Origin of the sequence: Aeromicrobium sp., from assembly GCF_032084975.1 — a bacterium.
GTDB lineage: Bacteria > Actinomycetota > Actinomycetes > Propionibacteriales > Nocardioidaceae > Aeromicrobium.
Genome location: NZ_DAMDLR010000001.1, coordinates 20,144 through 42,270 on the forward strand (window position 1 = coordinate 20,144; position 22,127 = coordinate 42,270).

The 22,127-nt window shown below is 68.4% G+C and carries 25 protein-coding genes; 9 read left to right on the plus strand and 16 right to left on the minus strand.

What is annotated here, in order from left to right; genetic code table 11:
* Positions 1–12: 12 nt before the first annotated feature.
* The 6 genes from tatC to pafA form a co-directional block, all read right to left on the minus strand.
* Positions 13–852, minus strand: a complete 840-nt coding sequence (tatC, locus tag RT323_RS00110; RefSeq protein WP_313403951.1) for a twin-arginine translocase subunit TatC — start codon at positions 850–852, stop codon at positions 13–15.
* A 5-nt stretch (positions 853–857) separates the two neighbouring features.
* Positions 858–1,082, minus strand: coding sequence for a twin-arginine translocase TatA/TatE family subunit (tatA, locus tag RT323_RS00115; RefSeq protein WP_313403953.1), 225 nt, complete (start codon positions 1,080–1,082; stop codon positions 858–860).
* A gap of 1 nt (position 1,083) precedes the next feature.
* A complete protein-coding gene (locus tag RT323_RS00120) occupies positions 1,084–2,055 on the minus strand; it encodes a WYL domain-containing protein (protein WP_313403955.1) in 972 nt (323 codons plus the stop codon).
* Positions 2,052–3,008: a WYL domain-containing protein gene (locus RT323_RS00125; RefSeq protein ID WP_313403957.1), complete on the minus strand. Its 957-nt coding sequence runs from the start codon at positions 3,006–3,008 to the stop codon at positions 2,052–2,054. Before RT323_RS00125 ends, RT323_RS00120 begins: the two co-directional genes overlap by 4 nt.
* A 10-nt stretch (positions 3,009–3,018) precedes the next feature.
* Positions 3,019–3,927 (minus strand): FKBP-type peptidyl-prolyl cis-trans isomerase, encoded by a 909-nt coding sequence (locus RT323_RS00130; RefSeq protein WP_313403959.1) that lies wholly within the window; start codon positions 3,925–3,927, stop codon positions 3,019–3,021.
* Positions 3,928–3,996: 69 nt separating this feature from the next.
* The gene (gene pafA, locus RT323_RS00135) at positions 3,997–5,358 is read right to left on the minus strand and encodes a Pup--protein ligase (protein ID WP_313403960.1); all 1,362 of its coding nucleotides are present in this window, start codon (positions 5,356–5,358) and stop codon (positions 3,997–3,999) included.
* 316 nt (positions 5,359–5,674) lie between these two features.
* Here pafA and RT323_RS00140 point away from each other — a divergent pair, with 316 nt between their 5' ends.
* Positions 5,675–8,539 carry an immune inhibitor A domain-containing protein gene (locus RT323_RS00140; protein WP_313403961.1) on the plus strand — a complete coding sequence of 955 codons (2,865 nt, stop codon included), beginning with the start codon at positions 5,675–5,677 and terminating at the stop codon, positions 8,537–8,539.
* Here RT323_RS00140 and prcA read toward each other — a convergent pair.
* Genes prcA through arc form a run of 7 tightly spaced genes read right to left on the minus strand, consistent with a single transcriptional unit; the run spans position 8,524 to position 14,382 of the window.
* Positions 8,524–9,216, minus strand: coding sequence for a proteasome subunit alpha (gene prcA, locus RT323_RS00145; RefSeq protein ID WP_313403963.1), 693 nt, complete (start codon positions 9,214–9,216; stop codon positions 8,524–8,526). The two genes, RT323_RS00140 and prcA, sit on opposite strands and share 16 nt — an antisense overlap.
* 7 nt (positions 9,217–9,223) lie before the next feature.
* Positions 9,224–10,036, minus strand: a complete 813-nt coding sequence (gene prcB, locus RT323_RS00150; RefSeq protein ID WP_313404128.1) for a proteasome subunit beta — start codon at positions 10,034–10,036, stop codon at positions 9,224–9,226.
* Positions 10,036–10,230, minus strand: coding sequence for a ubiquitin-like protein Pup (locus tag RT323_RS00155; RefSeq protein ID WP_313403964.1), 195 nt, complete (start codon positions 10,228–10,230; stop codon positions 10,036–10,038). Before RT323_RS00155 ends, prcB begins: the two co-directional genes overlap by 1 nt.
* Positions 10,231–10,247: 17 nt before the next feature.
* Positions 10,248–11,750 carry a depupylase/deamidase Dop gene (dop, locus tag RT323_RS00160; protein WP_313403966.1) on the minus strand — a complete coding sequence of 501 codons (1,503 nt, stop codon included), beginning with the start codon at positions 11,748–11,750 and terminating at the stop codon, positions 10,248–10,250.
* A 38-nt stretch (positions 11,751–11,788) separates the two neighbouring features.
* The gene (locus RT323_RS00165; RefSeq protein WP_313403968.1) at positions 11,789–12,208 is read right to left on the minus strand and encodes a VOC family protein; all 420 of its coding nucleotides are present in this window, start codon (positions 12,206–12,208) and stop codon (positions 11,789–11,791) included.
* A 57-nt stretch (positions 12,209–12,265) separates the two neighbouring features.
* Positions 12,266–12,718 (minus strand): GNAT family N-acetyltransferase, encoded by a 453-nt coding sequence (locus RT323_RS00170; RefSeq protein WP_313403970.1) that lies wholly within the window; start codon positions 12,716–12,718, stop codon positions 12,266–12,268.
* 14 nt (positions 12,719–12,732) lie between these two features.
* Positions 12,733–14,382: a proteasome ATPase gene (arc, locus tag RT323_RS00175; RefSeq protein ID WP_313403972.1), complete on the minus strand. Its 1,650-nt coding sequence runs from the start codon at positions 14,380–14,382 to the stop codon at positions 12,733–12,735.
* Between the two features lie 138 nt (positions 14,383–14,520).
* On the opposite strand from arc, the gene RT323_RS00180 reads away from it, so the two are divergent.
* Complete coding sequence (locus tag RT323_RS00180; RefSeq protein WP_313403974.1) at positions 14,521–15,060, plus strand: hypothetical protein; 540 nt, start codon at positions 14,521–14,523, stop codon at positions 15,058–15,060.
* Positions 15,057–15,938, plus strand: coding sequence for a hypothetical protein (locus tag RT323_RS00185; RefSeq protein ID WP_313403976.1), 882 nt, complete (start codon positions 15,057–15,059; stop codon positions 15,936–15,938). The genes RT323_RS00180 and RT323_RS00185 overlap by 4 nt, the downstream gene beginning before the upstream one ends.
* Here RT323_RS00185 and RT323_RS00190 read toward each other — a convergent pair whose 3' ends face one another.
* Together RT323_RS00190 and RT323_RS00195 are read right to left on the minus strand one after the other, a co-directional pair.
* Positions 15,939–16,823 carry a tRNA (adenine-N1)-methyltransferase gene (locus RT323_RS00190; RefSeq protein ID WP_313403978.1) on the minus strand — a complete coding sequence of 295 codons (885 nt, stop codon included), beginning with the start codon at positions 16,821–16,823 and terminating at the stop codon, positions 15,939–15,941.
* Positions 16,820–17,734, minus strand: coding sequence for a M50 family metallopeptidase (locus tag RT323_RS00195; RefSeq protein WP_313403980.1), 915 nt, complete (start codon positions 17,732–17,734; stop codon positions 16,820–16,822). Before RT323_RS00195 ends, RT323_RS00190 begins: the two co-directional genes overlap by 4 nt.
* A gap of 43 nt (positions 17,735–17,777) precedes the next feature.
* On the opposite strand from RT323_RS00195, the gene RT323_RS00200 reads away from it, so the two are divergent.
* Positions 17,778–18,269 carry a hypothetical protein gene (locus RT323_RS00200; protein WP_313403981.1) on the plus strand — a complete coding sequence of 164 codons (492 nt, stop codon included), beginning with the start codon at positions 17,778–17,780 and terminating at the stop codon, positions 18,267–18,269.
* A gap of 3 nt (positions 18,270–18,272) precedes the next feature.
* Here RT323_RS00200 and RT323_RS00205 read toward each other — a convergent pair whose 3' ends face one another.
* The gene (locus RT323_RS00205; RefSeq protein ID WP_313403982.1) at positions 18,273–18,938 is read right to left on the minus strand and encodes an HAD family phosphatase; all 666 of its coding nucleotides are present in this window, start codon (positions 18,936–18,938) and stop codon (positions 18,273–18,275) included.
* A gap of 187 nt (positions 18,939–19,125) precedes the next feature.
* Between RT323_RS00205 and RT323_RS00210 the strand changes: the two genes are divergently transcribed.
* From RT323_RS00210 to RT323_RS00230, 5 genes are all read left to right on the plus strand, one after another.
* Entirely contained in the window at positions 19,126–19,374 is a 249-nt protein-coding gene (locus RT323_RS00210; protein WP_313403983.1) for a helix-turn-helix domain-containing protein, read from the plus strand.
* 843 nt (positions 19,375–20,217) lie between these two features.
* Positions 20,218–20,685: a tyrosine-type recombinase/integrase gene (locus RT323_RS00215; protein WP_313404129.1), complete on the plus strand. Its 468-nt coding sequence runs from the start codon at positions 20,218–20,220 to the stop codon at positions 20,683–20,685.
* A 67-nt stretch (positions 20,686–20,752) separates the two neighbouring features.
* Positions 20,753–21,019, plus strand: a complete 267-nt coding sequence (locus RT323_RS00220; protein WP_313403985.1) for a hypothetical protein — start codon at positions 20,753–20,755, stop codon at positions 21,017–21,019.
* Between the two features lie 76 nt (positions 21,020–21,095).
* The gene (locus RT323_RS00225) at positions 21,096–21,323 is read left to right on the plus strand and encodes a hypothetical protein (RefSeq protein WP_313403986.1); all 228 of its coding nucleotides are present in this window, start codon (positions 21,096–21,098) and stop codon (positions 21,321–21,323) included.
* Between the two features lie 231 nt (positions 21,324–21,554).
* Positions 21,555–22,058, plus strand: coding sequence for a hypothetical protein (locus RT323_RS00230; RefSeq protein WP_313403987.1), 504 nt, complete (start codon positions 21,555–21,557; stop codon positions 22,056–22,058).
* Positions 22,059–22,127 lie beyond the last annotated feature (69 nt).

Here is a 22,127-nt window from a genome sequence, read left to right on the forward strand (position 1 = left end):
GCGTACGGAGGATCAGTCGTTCAGGCCCTCAGGAGCGTCCAGTGGCGAGGCCTGGTCGTCGTCCCAGGTGCTCCCGGCGCGCCCACGGCGCCGATCGGTGAGGCGCGCGATCGCCTCCGCGAACAGGTGCATCGCACTCATCGGAATGGCCAGGAACAGGAACGTGACCGGGTCGACGGTCGGCGTCGCGATCGCGGCGAAGACGAAGATGCCGATGATGATCCACGGCCGCGCTCGGACCAGCTGGGCACCGCTCACGGCGTTGATCCGGTTGAGCACCACCACGACGACGGGGATCTGGGCGCCGACGCCGAACAGCAGGATCATCCTGGTGGCGAACGACAGGTAGTCGGCGCCGTTCAGCAGGTTCGTCCAGCCCTCGGGCGCGAAGCCGACGAGCAGCTCGATCGCCTTGGGGAAGGTCCAGTAGCCCAGCCAGGCGCCGCCGAGGAACAGCGGCAGGCACGTCGCCGTGAGCAGCACCGCGGCGCGCTTCTCGTGGCGGTGCAGCGCAGGCAGCACGAACGCCCACAGCTGCCAAATCCACACCGGGCTGGACAGGACGAGTCCGGCGATGATGCTGGTCTTCAGCTGGAACTGGAAGGCACCGCCGATGCCGCTGACGATCAGCTCGGTGTCGATGCCCTCGGCCTCGAGTGCCGGTCGCACCTGCTCGTAGGGAGCCGTCAGCCAGTCGAGAATCTCGGGATAGAAGTACCAGGCGACCACGACGCCGACGGCGATCGCGAGGAGCGCCTTGAACAGTCGCCCGCGTAGTTCGGTGAGGTGGTCGAGGAGCGGCATCTCGCCGCCCGGACCGGGCTTGCGGTCACGACCGCGTCCCAGGGCCACCCGGGTCAGGCGAGGGGGTCGTCGCGACGGTCGGTGACCGCCGGGTCGATCGCGCGCTTGGCCGGGTCGGCCTGCTTCTCCTCGTGCTCGCTCTCGCGGATCTCGGACTTGAAGATGCGCAAGGCGCGGCCAGAGCCGCGGGCGAGTTCGGGAAGCTTGCGACCGCCGAACAGCAGAATGACGATCCCCAGGATGATGAGGATCTCAGTGGCACCGATGCCGGAAAACATGTCAGGCTCCTTGTTCGGGGATGGCTCCATCGTACGCGGCCAACGCAGCCCGGGCCGAATCTCGTACTTCTCGGGCGAAGTCGGCCGGCTCGACGACCCTCAGGTGCCCGCCCGCACGCATCACGATCCGGCGCAGCCAGGCCGGGTCGCTGCCGGACTGGCGGGCGCGGAACGAGCCGTCCTCATGCCGCTCGAGCACCTCCATCCGGTACTGCTCGATCATCCACTCGGCCTGCGGGTCGCCCTCGACGACGATCGACGGCAGGTGGGCGCCGCGCGGGAACAGGTCCTCGAGCCTGGTGCGCGTGGACGTGCCCGTCGTGGCCGGCTCGTCGAGCACCGTCGCCGCCACGATGCGGTCGACGCGGAACAACCGGTCGGCCTCGACCTTGTGGCACCACGCCGACAGGTAGCGGTGGCCGTCCTGCGTGAAGGCGCGGTGCGGATCGACGGTGCGCTCGCTCTGCTCGTCGCGCGTGTCGTTGGCGTAGACCATGTGCAGCCGGCGCTTGCGCGCCAGCGCCTCGGCCACCGCGGCCTGGACCGCCGGGTCGACCGCGGGCAGCAGCACGTCGACCGACGGGTCGAGGTCGGTGCCGGCGGCCTCGGCCAGCTTCGCCAGCGCCGAGTCGATGATCTCGGCCTGGTCCCCCGCCGCCGACTGGCGCAGCGTGCGCAGGGCGACCATCAGCGCGGCGGCCTCGCTGCGCGAGACGCGCAGCGGGCGCGGCATGAACTCGGCGTCGCGGATGTGCACGACACCGTCGTCCTCGAGGGCCGAGACGTCGAAGTCGATCAGCTGGCCGTGGAACTCGCCCCATCCGGTCAGCATCATCATCTCGAGCTCCCGCTGGGCCTGCGCGGGACGGATCTTGAACTCGCGGGCCAGGTCGACCAGGGGGATGCCCTGGTTGCTCTGCAGGTAAGGCACCATCGCGAGCATCCGCACGACCTGCTTGAGGGACGGGTTCATGCGGACACCTGCGCGAGTGCTCGGAGCCGATCGACCACGGCGTCGCGCAACTCGGCCGGGGACACCACCAGGACGTCCGGGCCGTAGGACACGATGTCGTCGGCGATGTCGGAGCGTACCGCGTAGGCCACCTCGACCTCGTCCGTGCGCTCGTCGATGCGGTCGATCCGCACGGCGTGACGGCGCAGCGACTGGGCCCGGCCGGCCGTGACCCGCAGGACGGCCGACGTGTCAGGCTCGGGCGGGTGCAGGGCGCGCGCCACCTGCTTCAGGTCGGCGTCCTCGGGCACCTCGTACTCGCCCGGCTCGCCGTCGGGCAGGACGGCGCCGACGATGCGCGAGAGCCGGAAGAGTCGTGGCTCGCCCCGGTCGCGGTCGTACCCGCCGACGTACCAGCGTTCACGGAAGGACGTCATGCCCCACGGCTCGAGGTGGCGCAGGGTCGGCTCGCCCTGGGGACGGCTGTACTCGAACGCGATCGGCATCCGGCGGCTGGTGGCGTCGAAGACGACGTCGAAGGTCGGCTCCTGGGCCGTCAGTCGCGCCTCGGTCATGCGCAGCACGGACGGATCGAAGTCGTTGCCGATCGCCTTGAGCTTCGCCAGTGCGGTCGTGGTCTCGGCCGCCATGCCGGCGTGGTCCCACAGCTGGCCCGCCAGCCCGATGACGGCGGCCTCCTCGACGGTGAGGTCGATCTGCGGCAGCTCGACCTCGGTCCGCAGCAGCCGGTAGCCGGTGACGCCGCCGAGGGCGTCGTGCGTGCCGGTCTCGATCTCGAGGCCGAGGTCCCGCAGCTCCTGCTTGTCGCGCTCGAACTTGCGCTCGAAGGCCACGTCGGAGTCCTCGCGGTACTCCGCGATCGAGGCGCGGATCTGGTCCTTCGTCAGGTACTGCTGGGTGGCCAGGAGGGTGAAGACGAGGTTCATCAACCTCTCGGTCTTCCGTTGGGCCATGAGCGAAAGACTAGCTGGCGTCGAGCAGGTCGACGACGAAGATCAACGGCCCGTCGGGCTGTCCCTTCTTCTTCGCGTCCTTGCCGTACGCATCTGCCGCGGAGCACGTGACGACGACCCGGCTGCCGAGCGTCTGGCCGGACAGCAGATCACGCCAGCAGTCGAGGATGTTGCCCTCGGTGAGCGGCAGCTGGCGCGGGCCGGTGGACCACGACTCGTCGAACACGTCGCCGGCCGGGTACTTCTGGCCGACGTACTGGACGCTCACGGTGGAGTCCTTGACGACCTTCTCGCCCTCGCCCTTGATGAGGACGTACGCGCTGGACTCGGTGACCTTGGCCTTCGTCTTCTTCGTCTTGACGAACTTCGCCGGCTGCTTCTTGTCGTTGTACGTCAGCTTCGGTGACGTCGCGGGGGCCTTCTGCGGCTTGCCGGACGCGGCGGTGGGCACCTTGGCGACGAGGTCGAACAGGAAGACCATCGTGTCGCCCTTCTCGAGGCCGAGCGACTCGGCGCTCTGCAGCAGCGAGGCACCGTCCTCGGACGGGACGGACACCAGCACGCGCGAGCCGATCTGCTTGCCGACCAGGCCCTTGTAGAAGCCCGGCAGCGCCGTCTTCTCGTTGAGCGTCAGCGTCATCGGCGACTCGTTCTTGTAGGAGTTGTCGAACTCCTTGCCGGTGCGACCGTTGACCGCGATGTAGTTGATCTTGACGGTGTCGCCGTCGCCGACCTTCTCGCCGCCGCCGTCGTTGACCACCCGCGTCTGCGTCTTCTCGGTCTCGAAGTCCTTCTCCACCGTGACCTTGGGCGAGCTGCCCTTCGTCACCTCGATCCCCTCGAGGTCGGTGCCGCCTCCACAGCCGGTGAGGACGAAGGAAGCGGTGACCACGGCGGTCACGAGAGCAGTACGACGCACGATGAGGTTCCTCCTGGGGATCGATGCCGTGCCCACACTAACCGCCGATCCCAAGGAACGACTGAGAGCTCACATGGAGTCGATCAGGCGCTGGACGCGGTCGTCCTGGGAGCGGAACGGGTCCTTGCACAGCACCGTGCGCTGGGCCTGGTCGTTGAGCTTCAGGTGCACCCAATCGACCGTGAAGTCGCGCCGGCGCTCCTGCGCCCGGGCGATGAAGTCGCCGCGCAGCCGGGCTCGCGTGGTCTGCGGCGGCACCGACTTCGCGGTGAAGACGTCGAGGTCCTTCGTCACGCGGGCGACCGCTCCCTTGGCCTCGAGCAGGTAGAACAACCCGCGGTCGCGGCGGATGTCGTGGTACGCCAGGTCGAGTTGAGCGATGCGCGGGTCCGACCACGCCAGGTCGCGCTGCTGGCGGTATCGGTCGAGCAGCCGGTACTTTATGACCCAGTCGATCTCGCGCTCCACGAGGCTGAGGTCCTCGCTCTCGACCGCCTTGAGCGTGCGCTCCCACAGGTCCATGGCGCGATCGATCGTCGGCGTGTGCAGCCCGTTGCTGTCGACGAAGTCGGCCGCCTTCGAGAAGTACTCGTACTGGATCTCGAGCGCCGACAGCTCGCGCCCGTTGGCCAGCTGGACCTTGCGGCGACCGGTCATGTCGTGCGAGATCTCGCGGATCGCCCGGATCGGGTTCTCGAGCGTGAGATCGCGCATCGTGACGCCGCCCTCGATCATCCGCAGGACGAGGTCGGTCGTGGCGACCTTGAGCATCGTCGTGGTCTCGCTCATGTTCGAGTCGCCCACGATGACGTGCAGGCGGCGGAACCGCTCGGCGTCCGCGTGGGGCTCGTCGCGGGTGTTGATGATGGGCCGCGAGCGCGTGGTGGCGCTCGAGACGCCTTCCCAGATGTGCTCGGCGCGCTGGCTCACGCTGAAGACCGTGCCGCGCGGCGTCTGCTGCACCTTGCCCGCGCCGACGATGATCTGGCGCGAGACGAGGAACGGGATCAGCACGTCCGCCAAGCGGCTGAACTCGCCGCTGCGGCCGACGAGGTAGTTCTCGTGGCAGCCGTACGAGTTGCCCGCGGAGTCGGTGTTGTTCTTGAACAGGTAGATGTCGCCCTCGACGCCGTCCTCGGCCAGGCGCTGCTGGGCGTCGAGCATGAGCCCCTCGAGGATCCGCTCCCCCGCCCTGTCGTGCGTCACGAGGTCGATGACGTCATCGCACTCGGGCGTCGCGTACTCGGGATGGCTGCCCACGTCGAGGTACAGCCGGGCGCCGTTCTTCAGGAAGACATTGCTGCTGCGACCCCACGACACGACGCGCCGGAACAGGTACCGAGCGACCTCGTCGGGCGACAGCCGGCGCTGGCCATGGAACGAGCAGGTCACGCCGTACTCGTTCTCGATTCCGAAGATCCGCCGGTCCATGCGGCCAGCCTAGACCCGCTGTCGGCAGGCGCACGGGATCTCGCTGGTCGGGCGGGCTGGGCGCCGGTCCGGCCCCGCCCCGACTTTTGGAGCACTTTTACCTCCCGAATGGCCCGGGAGCCGGAATCTCGTTCCAAAAGTCGGAGTGCGCGCCGGGGCGGGCGGACCAAGCAAACCGGACGGCGCGCGCCGAGGGACCAGCGGTGGCGGCCCACGAAGGGTCTTCCCAAGACGCGATTCGAGGCGCACGATGAGCGGGAGTCCGTCCACGGGGGCACGGACGACGGGGCCCGGCCCCGTTCGGGGAGGAGCTTCAATGACGAAACGATCTCCGCAGGCACGAGGACTGTGGTTCCTCAGTGTGCCTGTGCTGGCACTGACGGCGGGCGGGTTGTCGCTCGCCACGAACTCGGTGGCCGCCGCTCCGGCGGACGCACCGCCGAGCTCGTCCACGAACGCGGCCCAGCACCGCGGGTACATCAACTACGTGGCGCCGCAGGTCGAGCGCCCGTACTCGCCGGACCAGGCCATCGAACGCAACGGCAAGCGCGTCTCGAAGCGCAGCACCGACCGCCTGCAGGAGGCGCTGGTCAAGGCCAAGCAGGTCGATCGCAAGCACAGCCAGGGCAACCCGGTGGCGGCTCGACAGCTCGCACGCGTCGAGGCCGAGTCGCTGCGCACCGGTCGCAGTCCGCGCGACGTCTGGGATCGCCGCTTCAAGAGGGCGAAGTCGACGCAGGAGGCCAAGCTCCTGACGATCCTGGTCGAGTTCAACGAGCAGGCGAACGACGACTTCAGCGGATCGATGGTGCCTGACGGCTTCAGCTCCGACACCTGCGTCCCGGGCGACGTCCAGAACGGCCCGACGCACAACCAGATCCCGAACCCCGCCGAGAGCGACCTCGCCGACAACAACTCGATGTGGGTGAAGGACTTCTCCCCCGCCCACTTCAACGCGATGCTCTACAGCAAGAGGGGCATCACGAAGCGCGTCCGTCCCGACCTGCGCGGCCCCGACGGTCGCCGCGGCATCGACATCTCCGGCTACACGATGAAGAACATGTACGAGGAGATGTCCAAGGGCGCGTACACCGTCGGCGGCACCGCGACGCCGTGGGTGACGGTCGAGCACTCCGAGGGGTACTACGGCGCGACCGTGTGCCACCAGGACGAGAACGGCGAGTGGACCTACGACGCGATCCAGGACATGCAGGGCCACCCCGACAACCCGCGCGGTCCCGGCCAGTTGCCGATCGACGCGGTCGCGGCGCTCGCGCAGGCCGAGCCCGACTTCCCGTGGGCCGACTACGACATCGAGGACCAGGGTGACGCCGACGGCGACGGCAACCTGTTCGAGCCCGACGGCGTGATCGACCACGTCGTCCTCGTCCACGCCGGTGAGGACAAGTCCGGCGGCGGTGGCGCCGAAGGCCCCTACGCGATCTGGGCGCACTCCTCGGCTGTTCCCGGCGGCGCAGCGGTCCCGGGGACCGACCTGCGACTGTCGAACTACATCGTCCAACCCGAGGACTCCGGCGTCGGCGTCTTCGCGCACGAGTACGGCCACGACCTGGGCCTCCCGGACCTGTACGACGCCGCCAGCGGTGGCGACTCGGACGTGGACTTCTGGGACCTGATGGCCTCCGGCTCGCACTCCGGCCCGATCTTCCAGTCGATGCCGACACACATGGGCCTGTGGGACAAGTGGGTGCTCGGCTGGGCCGACCCGGTCGAGATCAACCCGAACTCGCGGACCAGGAACGTGCGCGTCGGGCAGACCAGCCGCACCCCGAGGGGCACGGCCGACGGGATCAAGATCAACCTGCCCGACAAGGTCGTCACGCGGGCCGAGACCCACAGCGGCGAGAACATGTGGTGGGGCAACAGCGACCAGAACTGGGCGATGAACTCCCTGTCCAGGTCGATCGACGTGCCGAATGCCGCGGATGCGCGGTTCTGGATGTGGAACAACTACGTCATCGAGCAGGACTGGGACTTCGGCTTCGTCGAGGTCTCGACCGACGGTGGCACGACGTGGACGCCCCAGAAGGTGTTCAGTGAGGACGGCACCGAGGTCACGACACCCGACGGCTACCCGGACCCCAACGGCAACCTCGCGGCCTTCGGGAACCGCCGGTACGGCCTGACGGGCTCGAGCGGCGGCTGGCGTCACGACTACATCGACCTCAGCTCGTGGGCCGGGCAGACCATCCAGGTCAGGCTGATGCAGTCGACCGACGCGGCGTTCACCGAGCGTGGCTGGTTCGCCGACGACTTCTCCGTGACCGGCGGCGGTGCCACCACGTTCACCGACGACGTCGAGAGCGGCCCGAACGGCTGGACCGCGACGATCGACAGCTGGGTCGCGGGCGAGGCTCCCGGCGCGGGCTGGGTCATCGACAGCGGCACGTCGTCGAACGCGCAGTTCTACCTCGTGGAGTGGCGCAACCTGGACGGCTTCGACAAGGGCCTGAAGTACGCGTACGACACGACGTACCAGCGCTTGGGCGAGGACGGTGCGTGGAAGGTCGAGAAGATCAAGTACAACGCTCCCGGTGCGCTGGTCTGGTACCGCGACGCGTCGTACGGCGAGGCCAACTACGTGCTCAACAACCTCACCTCACTGCCCAGCGAGGGGGCCAAGGGCGGCCTGCTGATCGTCGACAGCCACTTCGATCCGCTCCGGCGGACCGGGGCGAACGCGGCGAACGACGCGAGCACGCTCAAGAACCTGCCGTCGAGGCCGCAGTCCTCGAACGCCGCGTTCAACCTGTTCGGGACGTACCGCTTCCGTGAGTGCACGACCCAGCCGGACTTCACCGGCGAGGCGTGCAACACCTTCGGTCACCAGCGGCCCGTCCGGTCCTTCACGGACGACCAGGGCTGGTACCCCGGCATCGAGGTGCGTGGCGACGACCTGTTCTACCGCGACGCCGACGCCTCGACCGTGGTGCCTTCGGTGGGCAACGCGCCGTACAGCACGCGGGTCGTCGACCAGAACGGCCGGCTCCTGCCCGACCTCTTCGGTGAGGACATCGGGCTGGCCACTCCCCTGGGCTCCGGTGATCCCGAGGACGACGAGGTCGGGTACGGCACTCAGGTGCGCGTCTCGAAGTCGTACCGCGGCAACCAGTCGGCGCAGATCCGGGTGGTGCCTCCGCGGACTCAGCCCAGGAGCTGAGCGACCTGTGCCTGGCCCAGCCGCTTGAACTTGCGCGGCTGGGTCCGGGTGCGGTCGAGGACCGCGACCTCGAGGTCGTCCGGGGGGATCGTCCGGGCGGGCTCGGCGTCGTTGCCCAGTGCGGTCAGTGCGAGGCGCAGCGCCTCGGCCAACGGCAGCCCCGCCGTGAAGTGCGTGCTGAGGTACTCCTCGACCTTGTCGCTCTGTCCGCCCATGACGCCGTACAGCGGCACATCGGCAACGGAGCCGTCGTACGTCAGTCGGTAGATCTGGTCGGACTCGGCGGACGAGCCCACCTCGGCCACGAAGATCTCGACCTCGTACGGCTTCTCGCCGCCGCTGGAGAAGATCGTGCCGAGGGTCTGCGCGTAGGCGTTGGCCAGGCCCCGGCCCGTGACGTCGCTGCGGGCATAGGAGTACCCGCGCATGTCGGCCAGTCGCACGCCCGCGATGCGCAGGTTCTCGAACTCGTTGTAGCGCCCGACCGCGGCGAAGCCGATGCGGTCGTAGATCTCGCTGATCTTGTGCAGCGCACGCGACGGATTCTCGGCGACGAAGATGATGCCGTCGGCGTACCGGACCACCGCGACGGAGCGGCCCCGGGCGATGCCCTTGCGGGCGAAGTCCGCCCGGTCCTTCATCAGCTGTTCGGGCGAGACGTAGAAGGGGGTGGTCATGGGGCTCCTAGGTCAGCGGGGCGGACGGGCCGTCGGGCGACTGCATGCGGCCACCGATCACGGCGTCGGCGATCTCGGCGGTCGCGGACTCGTCCCACGCGCGGTACCCGTCACGGGTGATGACCGAGATGAGCGGGAAGATCCGTCGGGTCAGGTCGGGTCCGCCGGTGGCGGTGTCGTCGTCGGCAGCGTCGTAGAGCGCCTGGATCACCGCGGTGACGGCGTCGGACTCGCTCATGCCGGCGCGGTAGAGCTTCTTGAGCGAGCCGCGAGCGAACGTCGAGCCGGAGCCGACGGAGTGGAACGTGCGCTCCTCGTTCTTGTTGCCGGTGACGTCGAAGGCGAAGATGCGCCCGCACTCGGCGTGGAGGTCGTAGGCGGCGAACAGCGGCACCACCGCGAGGCCCTGCATCGCCATGCCGAGGTTGCCGCGGATGAGGGTCGCGAGCCGGTTGGCCTTGCCGTCGGTCGACAGCGTGGTGCCCTCGATCTTCTCGTAGTGCTCGAGCTCGACCTGGAACAGGCGCGTCATCTCGACGGCGATGCCGGCCGTGCCCGCGATGCCGACGCAGCTGAACTCGTCGGTCGGGAAGACCTTCTGGATGTCACGCTGGGCGATGACGTTGCCCATCGTGGCGCGGCGGTCGCCGCCCATGACGACTCCGCCGTCGAACGTCGCGGCGACGATCGTCGTCCCGTGCGTCACGTCGAGACCGGTCACGGACCCTCCGGAGGCGTTCGGCAGCAGGTCGGGTGCCTGGGTGGCGAGGAACTCGGCGAACGAGGAGGATCCGACGGCGCGGAAGCCTCCATCGAGCATCACTGCCCGCCCTTCTGGACGAAGCTGCGGACGAACTCCTCGGCGTTCTCCTCGAGCACGTCGTCGATCTCGTCGAGGATCGAGTCGACGTCGTCGTCGAGCTTCTCCTTGCGTTCGGCGTCGACCTCGGTCGTCTCGACCTGCTCCTCGTCGACATCGCTCTTGCGCGGCGTCCTGTGCTGTTGCTCGGCCATGTTCCCCACCCTATCCACTAGCGGCCCGTGATGGCCCGGAAGAGATCGCTGGCCGTCTCGACGCGTCCGAGCAGCGCATCGACGTGCTCGGCGGTGCCCTTGAGCGGCTCCATCGTCGGCACCCGCTGCAGGGAGTCGTAGCCCGGCAGGTCGAAGATCACCGAGTCCCACGACGCCGCCGCGATGTCCTCGGAGAACCGCTGCAGGCAGCGGCCCCGGAAGTAGGCACGCGTGTCGTGCGGCGGCTCGGTGACCGCCTCGCCGATCACGTCGTCCTGGAGCAGCCGCTCCATCCGCCCGCCCGCGAGCAGGCGATGGTAGAGCCCGCGCTCGGGACGGATGTCGTGGTACTGCAGGTCGATCAGGTGCAGCTTGGCGTCGTCCCAGTCGAGGCCGTCGCGCTCGCGGTACCGCTCGAGCAGCGCGAGCTTGGCGACCCAGTCGAGCTCGCGCACGAGGCCCATCGGGTCGTCCGCGAGCCGCGTCAGCACCGACTCCCAACGCTCGAGCACGTCGTGGGTCTGCTCGTCGCCTCCCTCGGTCTCGACGAACTTCTTCGCGTGCTCGAGGTAGTGGCCCTGCAGCTCCAGCGCGGTGATCGTGCGCCCGTCCTGCAGCGGGACCGCAGCGGTGAGGCCGTGGTCGTACGAGATCGTGTGCAGTGCCCGCACCGGGTCGGCCAGGGCGAGCGGCGGCGGCAGCGCATCGGCCTCGATCATCGCGAGCACCAGCGATGCCGTGCCGTGCTTGAGGTAGATCGAGGTCTCGGACATGTTCGCGTCGCCGATGATGACGTGCAGTCGCCGGTACTTCTTCGGGTCTGCGTGCGGCTCGTCGCGCGTGTTGATGATCGGGCGCTTGAGCGTGGTCTCGAGCCCGACCTCGACCTCGAAGTAGTCCGAACGCTGGCTGATCTGGAAGGCGTGGACGCTGCCGTCCTGGCGCTGGCCCACGCGTCCGGCCCCGGTGATGACCTGGCGGCTCACCAGGAACGGCGTGAACTGCTGGACGATCGACAGGAAGGGCACGTCGCGGCGCATGAGGTAGTTCTCGTGCGAGCCGTAGGCGGCGCCCTTGTTGTCGACGTTGTTCTTGTAGAGCACGATCGGCCCGACCCCCGGGACGCGGTTCGCCAGCTGGGCGCCGCGCAGCATGACGTGCTCGCCGGCCTTCTCCCAACGGACGACGTCGAGCGGGTTGGTCACCTCGGGGCTGGAGTACTCCGGGTGCGCATGGTCGACGTACAGCCGCGCACCGTTCGTGAGGATGATGTTCGCCAGCCCCATGTCCTCGTCGGTGAGCTGCGACGGGTCGGCGACGTCGCGACCGAGGTCGAACCCGCGCGCGTCGCGCAGCGGGCTCTCCTCCTCGTAGTCCCAGCGCGCCCGGCGAGTCAGTCCGTTGGCCGCGGCATAGGAGTTCACGACGTGCGTGGACGCGACCATCGGGTTGGCCTGCGGCTGGCCCTGCACGGCGATGCCGTACTCGACCTCGGACCCCTGGATGCGGTGGACGCTCACGCTGGTCAGCCTACGTCGTCGCGCGAGCCGTGCCCGGGCTACGCGCTGGGCGGCTCCCCCACGACGTCGATCATCCACGGTGTGCCGAAGCGGTCGGTGCAGGTGCCGAAGGCCGCCGACCAGAAAACCGGCTCGAGCGGCATCGTGACCTGGCCGCCCTCGGCCAGCGCCTCGAAGACGCGACGGGCGGTGTCGGCATCGGGCGCGGACCAGGAGACGCTGAAGCCGAGCTTCGGCCCACCGTCGCCCGTCGGGTCGTCCGAGCCCATCAGGAAGGCGTCGCCATGGCGCAGGGACGCGTGCATCACCGAGTCGGGCTCGGTCCCCGGCATGCGTGCCTCCTGCGGCACCTCGCTCATGCGCATGATCGAGAGGTCGCCGCCGAAGACCTCGTGGTAGCGCTCGAACGCCTCCGCGCACTGGCCGCCGCTGAAGAACAAGTACGTGTTGAATGCCATGCCGAACCCCCGTCGATGAGTGCTGATGACCTCAGCATGCACCCGTCGTCCGACAGTTCACAGGTCCTTGCCCAGGTGGACGGCGTCGTCGTAGTCCGCGTAGAAGCCGAACGGCTCGATGTCGACGTAGCCCGCGGAGCGGTAGAGGCTGATCGCCTCGGGCTGCTCGTCGCCGGTCTCGAGGACGAGTCGGCTGATCCCCTGGCGCGCGGCGCTGCGCTCGAGCTCCTCGAGCACCTGCCGTGACAGTCCCTGGCCACGGTGGGAGTCCAGCACGAACATGCGCTTGATCTCACCGTCCAGGTCGCCTCGCGGCCCGCCACGGCGCCAACCGCCCATCGCCACCGGGATCTCGTCGACGTACCCGATGAAGAAGATGCCGTTCGGGTGGTCGAACTGGCCAGGGTCCATCGGCGAGGCGTCGCCCACCTCGGTGGCGTAGCGCCGGACGTACTCGGCCTGGACCAGCTCGGTCAGCTTCACGGCGTCCGGGTGGTCGTAGCGGACCACGCGCAGTTCGAGTGTCAGAGGTACTGTCCCGTGTTCGCGACCGTGTCGATCGATCGACCCGGCTCGTTGCCGCCCTTGCCGGTGATGAGCGTGCGGATGAAGACGATCCGCTCACCCTTCTTGCCCGAGATCCGCGCCCAGTCATCGGGGTTGGTCGTGTTGGGCAGGTCCTCGTTCTCCTTGAACTCGTCGACGCACGCCTGCAGCATGTGCTGCACCCGGATGCCCTTGCTGCCCAGGTCGAGGAAGTCCTTGATCGCCATCTTCTTCGCGCGGTCGACGATGTTCTGGATCATCGCGCCGGAGTTGAAGTCCTTGAAGTACAAGATCTCCTTGTCGCCGCCGGCGTACGTGACCTCGAGGAACTGGTTCTCCTCGCTCTCGGTGTACATCCGCTCGACGGTGCGCTGGATCATCCCGTGGACGCACGCCTCGCGGTCGCCGCCCCACTCGCGCAGGTCGTCCTCGTGCAGCGGCAGTGAACCGGTCAGGTACTTGCTGAAGATGTCGCGGGCGCCTTCGGCGTCGGGCCGCTCGATCTTGATCTTCACGTCGAGTCGGCCGGGTCGCAGGATCGCCGGGTCGATCATGTCCTCGCGGTTCGATGCGCCGATGACCAGCACGTTCTCGAGTCCCTCGACACCGTCGATCTCGCTGAGCAGCTGCGGGACGATCGTGTTCTCGACGTCGGACGAGACGCCCGAGCCGCGCGTGCGGAACAACGAGTCCATCTCGTCGAAGAAGACGATGACCGGGGTGCCCTCGGTGGCCTTCTCGCGCGCCCGCTGGAACACCAGGCGGATGTGCCGCTCGGTCTCGCCGACGTACTTGTTGAGCAGCTCGGGACCCTTGATGTTCAGGAAGTAGGAGCGACCCTCCTCACCCGTCCGCTCACTGACCTTCTTGGCCAGGCTGGCGGCGACCGCCTTGGCGATCATCGTCTTGCCGCAGCCGGGCGGGCCGTACAGCAGGATCCCCTTCGGCGGCTTGAGCTCGTGCTCGATGAAGACCTCGGGGTGCAGGTACGGCAGCTCGACCGCGTCCTTGATGATCTCGACCTGGTTGCCCAGCCCGCCGATGCTCGTGTAGTCGATGTCGGGGACCTCTTCGAGGACCAGCTCCTCGACCTCGGACTTGGGGATGCGCTCGTAGACGTACCCCGCGCGGCTGTCGAGCAGCAGGGAGTCGCCGGCGCGGACCTTGGAGCCGATCAGCGTGTCGGCCAGGCGCACGACACGCTCCTCGTCGGCGTTGCCCAGCACGAGCGCGCGCTCGCCGTCGGCCATCAGCTCCTTGAGCATCACGACCTCGCCGATCTGCTCGAAGTCCAGCGCGGCGACGACGTTCATGGCCTCGTTGAGGATGACCTCCTGGCCCTTGCGCAGGCGCTGCTTGTCGACCGCGGGGCTGACGGTGACGCGCAGCTTGCGGCCGCCGGTGATCACGTCGACCGAGTCGTCCTCGTTGAGCTGCAGGAAGGTGCCGAACCCGGTGGGCGGCTGGGCGAGCCGGTCCACCTCCTCCTTGAGGGCGACGATCTGGTCACGTGCCTCACGCAGCGTGGAGGTCAACCGCTCGTTCTGCGCGGACGTGTTCGCGAGCCGGGACTCCACGTCTGCGAGGCGCGCCTCGAGGTAGCGGTCGGTGTGCTCGTTGCCGTTCATGTGCACCTCCTGGAGGGTGATGTCACGACCCTACCCGTCGAGGACGCCCGTACCACCCCATCGCGAGACGGCCGTGTTGCGATCGTGTCGCGCAAAGGATGGTCGAGGGCACCCGGCGGTTCCTACTACGCTGGACCCATGACTCGAGGGACCCTTCTGACGCTGACGTGCGCCCTGATCATGGGCGCGACCCTCGCCGGCTGCGGCGGGGACGACGACGCCGCTGATCCGGCGACCACTCCCACGACCTCCGCGTCCGCAACGGCCGACGCCGAGGAGACGGCGGTGGTCGCGGCCTACACCGCCTTCCTGGCCGAGAAGCGAGCGATCGAGAACTCCGGGAAGGTGCCGGCGGATGCCTATGCGACGACGCTCGCCCCGGACCGCATCGAGAAGGAGCGCGCCATCGCCAGGGGTTACGCGGAGTCCGGACTCGTGCGGGTCGGCCAGTCCGAGGTCAAGGACGCCGAGGTCGTCGACCTCACCGCGGACAGCGCAACGCTGCTGGTCTGCGAGAACGAGGACGGGTGGGGCTTCAAGCCGAAGGGCGCCGAGGTCGACTACCCCGAGCAGGGCTGGGGTCCGCGCGGGATGACGATCGTGCGGATCGATGACCGGTGGCTCGTGGGCGAGTCGATCAGCCAGGACCGCCTGCCGGCCAAGGACTGCGCGGCATGAGGACGGTGACGCGCCGAGTGGGCGCCGTGCTCGCGCTCGTGCTGGTCGGCGCCTTCCTGGCCATCGCACCGGCTCAGGCCGACCGGGAGTGCCTCCGCGAAGGCCTGGTCCAGCAACCGGACGGCTCCATGGTCTACGGATGCATCGAGTGGTCCGCCGGGACACCGGGTGACTCCGGTGGCGGCTCCGGTGGCGGTGGCGACACCACCCCGAGCTGCACCTTCCGCGAGACCATCTACAACGACTTCTGCATGGGCGACCGTGCGTGCTTCATGAACGACCCCGCCGCGATCCAGGACCTGGAGAAGATCCGCGAGAACGGCGACACCATCTCGGACAAGCCCGAAGATGCGGACCACGTCATCTACGTCGGATGCATCGGCCCCGACGACACCGAGTACCGGAACTGGTACTGGGACACCGAGTTCGAGACCGTCTCGGTCCGCGACCGTCTGGTCGCGGCGTACGGTGCCCTCACGCTGCCCGACGTGACCCCCGTGTTCAATCCGCCGGCCCGCACGTTGGTGAACCTCGAGACGTGGTGGTGGGCCCAGGGTGCATCCGCCACGCCTGTCGTCGGCTCCGAGGCGCTGGGACTGGTCGCGATCGCCGAGCCGCGCGAGATGGTCGTCACGGCCGCCGGCCAGACGATCACGTGCCCGGTCGTGACCTCGCGGTCGGACGAGTGCACGATGATCTTCCGCCGGGCCGGCGCACACACCGCCACCATGCGCATCACGTACGACATCCGCTTCGAGCTGGACGGCTCCCCGTTCACGGTCCCCGCCGGGAACGAGGAGTTCCTGACGATGGAGTCGTCCGACACCGTCTCGGTGCCGGTGATCGAGGTGCAGTCGCTCGTGACCGAGCTGGACTAACTAGCCGTTCAGGTCGGCCGGCCGCGGGCCCACGTAGTCGGGCCCGTAGGCACCGGGCGCAGGGCGCCGCGTCTTGGGCATCGGCCGCTGGCCCGGAGCGAGTCGCCGGGCGGTGACGAGGAATGCCGTGTGCCCGTTCATCTTGTGGTTCGGGCGCACGGCCAGTCCCTCGAGGTGCCAGTCGCGCACGAGCGTCTCGAACGCGTGCGGCTCGGTGAATCCGGCGGACTCGCGCAGCGTCTCGACGAAGCGCGACAGCTGCGTGGTCGTGGCGACGTAGCCGCACACGATCCCGCCGGGCACGAGGCGCTCGATGGCGAGAGGAATGCACGTCCAGGGGTCGACCATGTCGAGGATGATGCGGTCGACCTCGGGGCCGTCGGCCGCGTCGCGCAGGTCCCCCACGGTGAGTGACCACGTGTCGGGCGCCCCGCCGAGCGCTTGCTCGACGTTCTTGCGGGCGGTCTCGGCGAACTCCTCGCGCAGCTCGTGGGACTCGAGGTGCCCCTCGGGCCCGATGGCACGCAGCAGGTACGAGGTCAGGCTGCCGGAGCCGGCACCCGCCTCGATGACCCGGGCGCCCGGGAAGATGTCGGCCTGGACGAGGATCTGTGCCGCGTCCTTGGGATAGATGATCGCGGCACCGCGCGGCATCGAGACGACGTACTCGAACAGCAGGGGACGGAACACCTGGTACGGGAACTCCAGCGACGTCTCGACGACGATGCCCTCGGGGCGCCCGATGATGTCGTCGTGACGGATCTGGCCCTTCTTGGTGCTGAACTCCTTGCCCGCCACGAGCTGGATGTTGTGTTTGCGGCCCTTGGGGTCGGACAGGCGGATCCACTCGCCCTCGACGAAGGGACCGGTGCGCTGGAGACTCATCCGGCCTCACGATAGGCGCGGTCGACCGACGCCGAGAAGAGGGTCCCCACCACACGTCCCTCGTCGTCGATGAGGGCGTACGAATTCGCCGGGTTCTCGGCCAGCGCGACGAGCAGCTCGCGCCCGGACAGGTCGACGGAGATCGGGACGGACTCCGGCGGCGGCGGCTCGTCCCGCATGAGGTCGCGCGCGTCGAGGGCGCCGATCCTGGCGATCGCGACGCCGTGGCGGAGCGCGTAGCTGGCGCCCTGCCACAGGAACAGGGCCACGGCCAGCACCAGCAGGGCGCGGCCGAGCGCGAACACGTCGTCCCCGAGCATCATCGCGATCGCGATGGCGACGAGGGCCAGCGCCGCGAGTCGCCCGATCCAGCCCGCGACCCGCACGCCCTTGGCCTCGCTGCCGGTGACCGCCCAGATCAGCGCGCGCAGCACGCGCCCGCCGTCGAGCGGCAGGCCGGGAAGCATGTTGAAGATCGCGATCAGCACGTTGATGAAGCCGACCGACCACAGCACCGAGTGCGTCACGCCGTCGGTCGCGGCTGCGAACCACAGTGCGATGAGGCCGAGGATCAACGAGCACAGCGGCCCGACGATCGCGGTGACCAGCTCCTGCCACGGGTGACGCGAGTCGCCCTCGATGCGGGTCTCGCCGCCGAGCAGGTGCAGCTCGACGGACGGCACGGTCATGCCGAACCAGCGGGCTGCGGCCAGGTGGGCCAGCTCGTGCAGGAACACCGACAGGAAGAGGCTCAGGACGAAGACGACCGAGGTCACGTACGGGTTCGGGCCGGCCCCGAGGGACTCGAACTGGGGCGCGAAGACGATCACCAGCACGATGCCGATCAGGACCAGCGACGGCCGGACGATGATGTCCGCCCCGGCGATGCGCGCGACGCGCCAACCACTCATGGGTACAACCTACTGGCGGCCACCCTCCTCCTACCCTGGTCCGATGAATCGTCGGCGGCGGGCGTGGCTGGCGGGGACACTGACGATCGCGCTGCTGGCCGCGTGCCGAGCCGACGACGGCGGGCCGCGCGTGGCCACGGATGTCGAGTCCTGGGCCGCCATCGCCGCCTTCAGCCGCTACTGGGACGAGGTGGTCGCGATCGCGAACGCCGGACACGTTGCCCAGAACGCGTTCGTGACGACGACGACCGAACGGCTGCGCAGGGACGAGATCGCCCGCGCCACGCGGGAGGCGCAGGACGGGGTCACACGCACCGGGGCTCCCGCGTGGAAGGACCACCGCGCGACCGTGGACCGCGACGAGGCCGTCGTCATCGCGTGCATCAACGAGGACGACTGGGCGTTCGAGCTTCCCGACGGCGAGACTCGCAAGCCCGATGACGGGTGGCGGATGCTGGGGCGCGAGCTCACGAAGGTCAACGGGGAATGGCTCGTGAGCGACTACTCCCCCGCGAGCTCGAGCGACTCGTGCTGATGCTCAGGCCTGACCGGCGTCGACCAAGCGCTGTATCGCCGCTGCGTCCACTCCGTCGAGGCCACGGATGACCGCACGGCGCGGGGCCTCGTGGACCGAGACGGCGTGCGGCACGGCGATCACGAAGCATCCGGCCGCGTTCGCGGAGGCGGCTCCGGTGCGCGAGTCCTCCAGAGCGACGCAGTCGGCCGGGTCGACACCGAGCTTCTCGGCGGCGGTCAGGTAAGGCTCCGGGTGCGGCTTGCCGTGCGTCACCGAGTCTCCGGTGACGACCGCGTCGAACCCGAGGACCTCGACGACGGGCTCGGCGATGTAGCCGTACGACATCGTGACGAGCGCCTGGGGCACACCGGCGGCGCGGTACTCCTCGAACAACTCACGCGCACCCGGTCGCCAGTCCTGGCGCTCGCGCAGCGACGCGGCGACCCGGTCGCCGAGGTACGCGACGATGTCCTCCGGCGTCATGTCCCCGCCGATGCGCTCCTTGATGTACGCCGCGGCCTGCAGCAGGTCACTGCCGACGAGGTGGAGCGAGTCCTCCTCGGTCCACACGGCGTCGTGCTCGGCCGCCAGGGTGTTCTCCCCCTCGATCCAGAGCGGCTCGGTGTCGACGAGGGTGCCGTCCATGTCCCATAGGACGGCTTTCGGGTGCTTCCAGGGCGCATTCATGCTCTGACCTGCAGTTTCTCGAGAGTTGGCGGCACTCACCATGGCCTCAAAAGCCTCTGATGCGACTATCCATGCGACTATCCACCCTAGATCGGGGGCCCACGGCATAGAAATCCGGCGTGGCGCCCGTCCCGCGTCCTGGTGCTTTCAGCACCGCAGGAGGGGTCCCGGCGCGCACCTGTCGGGTATGACGAACCACACCATCGCCGCCCCCATCCGCACCTGGGCCGAACTCCTGGACACCGACCGCGAGGTGCTGAACCGCACCGAGGTCGCCACCTTGCTCGACGTCGACCCGCGCACAATCGACCGCGCCATCGAGGACGGCACGATCACCGTCGTCCGCCTCGGCCGTCGGCTCCTCATCCCCCGGCGCCCCTTCCTCGCCGCCTTCGGCGTCGACGCGACCAGCCGACCACCTTCGGACGTCTCCTGATGAGCCCGCGCGCCAAGCCGACCCCCGCTCGCGCTCGACGCGAGAAGGGCACCGGCTCCATCAGCACGTACCCGACCAAGTCCGGTCCGCGGTGGCGCTATGAGATCCAGGTTCCCGTCGAGCCGGGCCACCCCGAGGCCGGCACCCGCACCCACACCTGCGCCGGGTTCGCCAGCTACGAGGACGCCGACGAGGCCCTCACCTTGGTCCGCGCCGACGTGATCCGCAAGATCCCGCAGGCCGTCGGCCGTGACACCTTCACCCCGTATGCGCGACGGTGGCTCGACGGGCACTCCGTCGGCAATGGCACCCGCATGTACATCCAGCGGGTCATCGACGCGATCGATCCCTACATCGGCCACCTGCAGCTGACCGACATCCGCCCGACCGATCTTGCAGCGGCCTACCGCGGCCTGGAGCGCGGAACGAAGCAACCGCCCTCACCGAAACGCCCCCGCAAGGGCTTGGCCACCTCGACGGTCGCGAGGTACGCGAACTGGGTCAACACGATCTTTCTGGCGGCGCTCGACGAAGGACTGATCGTCAAGAATCCTGCGAACTCCAAACACGCGGGACGTCCCAAGGGCGAGACAGCCAAACGCGTCAAGCCGTTCGTGATCTGGAACGTCGAGCAGCTGACACGCTTCTGCGACTGGGCACTGGCCGAGGACGAACCTCGCGCCACCGAGTGGGTGCTCCTCGCACGGACCGGGATGCGATCGGGTGAGCTGCTCGGTCTGCGGTGGGGAGACATCGACTTCCCCCAGGCGGCAGCTGCGAATCGAGCGCGCCCTGCACTACGACGAAACCCTGCCCACCGGCGAGCGTTACGTCATTGGCCCGGTGAAGGGCGGCCGGCCTCGCACGATCACCTTCGATGCCACGTGCGAGCACCTGCTCCAAGCCTGGCGCCGCGAGCTGCCCGGCCTGCTCACCGGCGACGGCAACGTGACACCCCTGCACGGTCTTCGCAGCGGTCACCCGGTGTTCCCGTCCCGCCCGGGACGCGCGGCGACACAGTCGGGTTTGCACTCGAGCTTCCTGAGAGTCCAGAAGCTCTATCGGGAAGCTCACCCGACGCATGACCTGCCGAAGTTGAACGTGCACGAGTTGCGCCACACGCATGCGTCGCTGCTGTTCGAGGCCGGCCAATCAGTGAAGGTCGTCCAGGAACGACTGGGCCACGCCAGCGCACAGGTCACCTTGAACACGTACGCGCATCTGCTCCATGACGCGCAGAGCCGCGCGGCGACAGCTCTGGAAGACCTGTTGAGCGGAAGCGCCGGCTCAGACAGCGGAGCACGGGGATGACACTACCCTTGCCTACGTATGACGGACGTAATACGCTCGGGAGGCGGGCCTCGTGATGTGGTCCGACGTGGCCGCCACCCATATGTGGGAGGCGCACCACGTGACCATTGAGGAAGCAGATGAGGCGATCAGCGATATCGATGCCGTCTGGTTCGAGCCCGACCCAGCAAGCCGTTCCGGTCTGTCGACGAGAGTCGTCGGATACAGCCACACGCGGCGCGAGGTGCTCTGCATGATCCTCCTGCGCGGTGACGCCGGCTACGAGGGCGTCAACGGGTGGCCCGCCAACGCGACGTACCGAAGGATCTACCGAGAGGCACAGCAGGATGAGTAGCCAGGACGCTATCCGCGAGGCGATCGAAGAGTCCGAGGCGTTCGGCGACACTCCCCCGCCCGCCGGAAACCGAGGAGTGCGCAAGAACCGCGAAGCCTCGTCGGTCTACTCGGTCCGACTCCCCAATGACGTGATCGACAAGTTGAACGCGCTCGCGACGCGACTGGACGTGCCTGCGTCCACGCTGGTTCGGGGGTTCATCCTCGACGGACTTGCCGACAGCCGTGGTGGGGACCTGATCAGCGCGCTCGACCGGCTGGAACGCGACGTCCTCGAAGTGCGTCGTCGCGCCATCTCTGCCTGAGCCACGGCAAGCTCGACGTTGGTCTACTTGTTTCTCGCGGAACACCGTGTCCCCATTGGAAGACCTACTCAGCGGCACTGACCCCGAGGTGGATTGCTGCTCACGTCCATGACCACGTACTCACGACCGCATACTTGAGGCCCGATGTGCCTATTGAAGACGTTGTCTCATGCGATCCGAGACGACGGCGTTTCCCCGCGGGGAGGCGCGCCTCGGACTACCGTGACCTGCGTGTGGACCAACTACGACGCCATCACGGCTTACAGCACCCTCGGCGCACTTGGGGCGGCCGTCGTTGCAGCGATTTTCGCTGGTGCCGCCTGGAGGTCCCAGAAGGAGGCCTCGGCACTCGCCGGAATCCAATGGGAACGTGAACTCGAACGCCAGCACGCTCGTCAAGCGTCCCGTGTGTGGGCGTTGGCGAGGGAAGTGAATGGCCGACCGGAAGTCGTCGTCATGAACCAATCCGACGGACCCATCTTCGACGTGCACCCGTACCTCATGGTCGACGCCGAAAGTCACGAGATGCGGTCGCTCGGTACCAGTTTCCGTGTCATCCACGCAGGGGAGGAGCGTACCGCCGACGTATCCGCTGTGGAACTCATCTTCGCGACCAGCGCTGCGGGCGAGAACGCGAAGGTTGAGGATGTCATCGTCCCCGTGCGCTTCCTCGATGCCGGAAATGCCCCGTGGCTTCGCGATGAGTCCGGCTCACTCCAAGCAGAACGTGCGTGATTAGTTCGTCCGGAGAAAGTGGCACGATAGTCGCGAAAGAGCCGGGCCAAGCCGGATGCATTTCCGGCT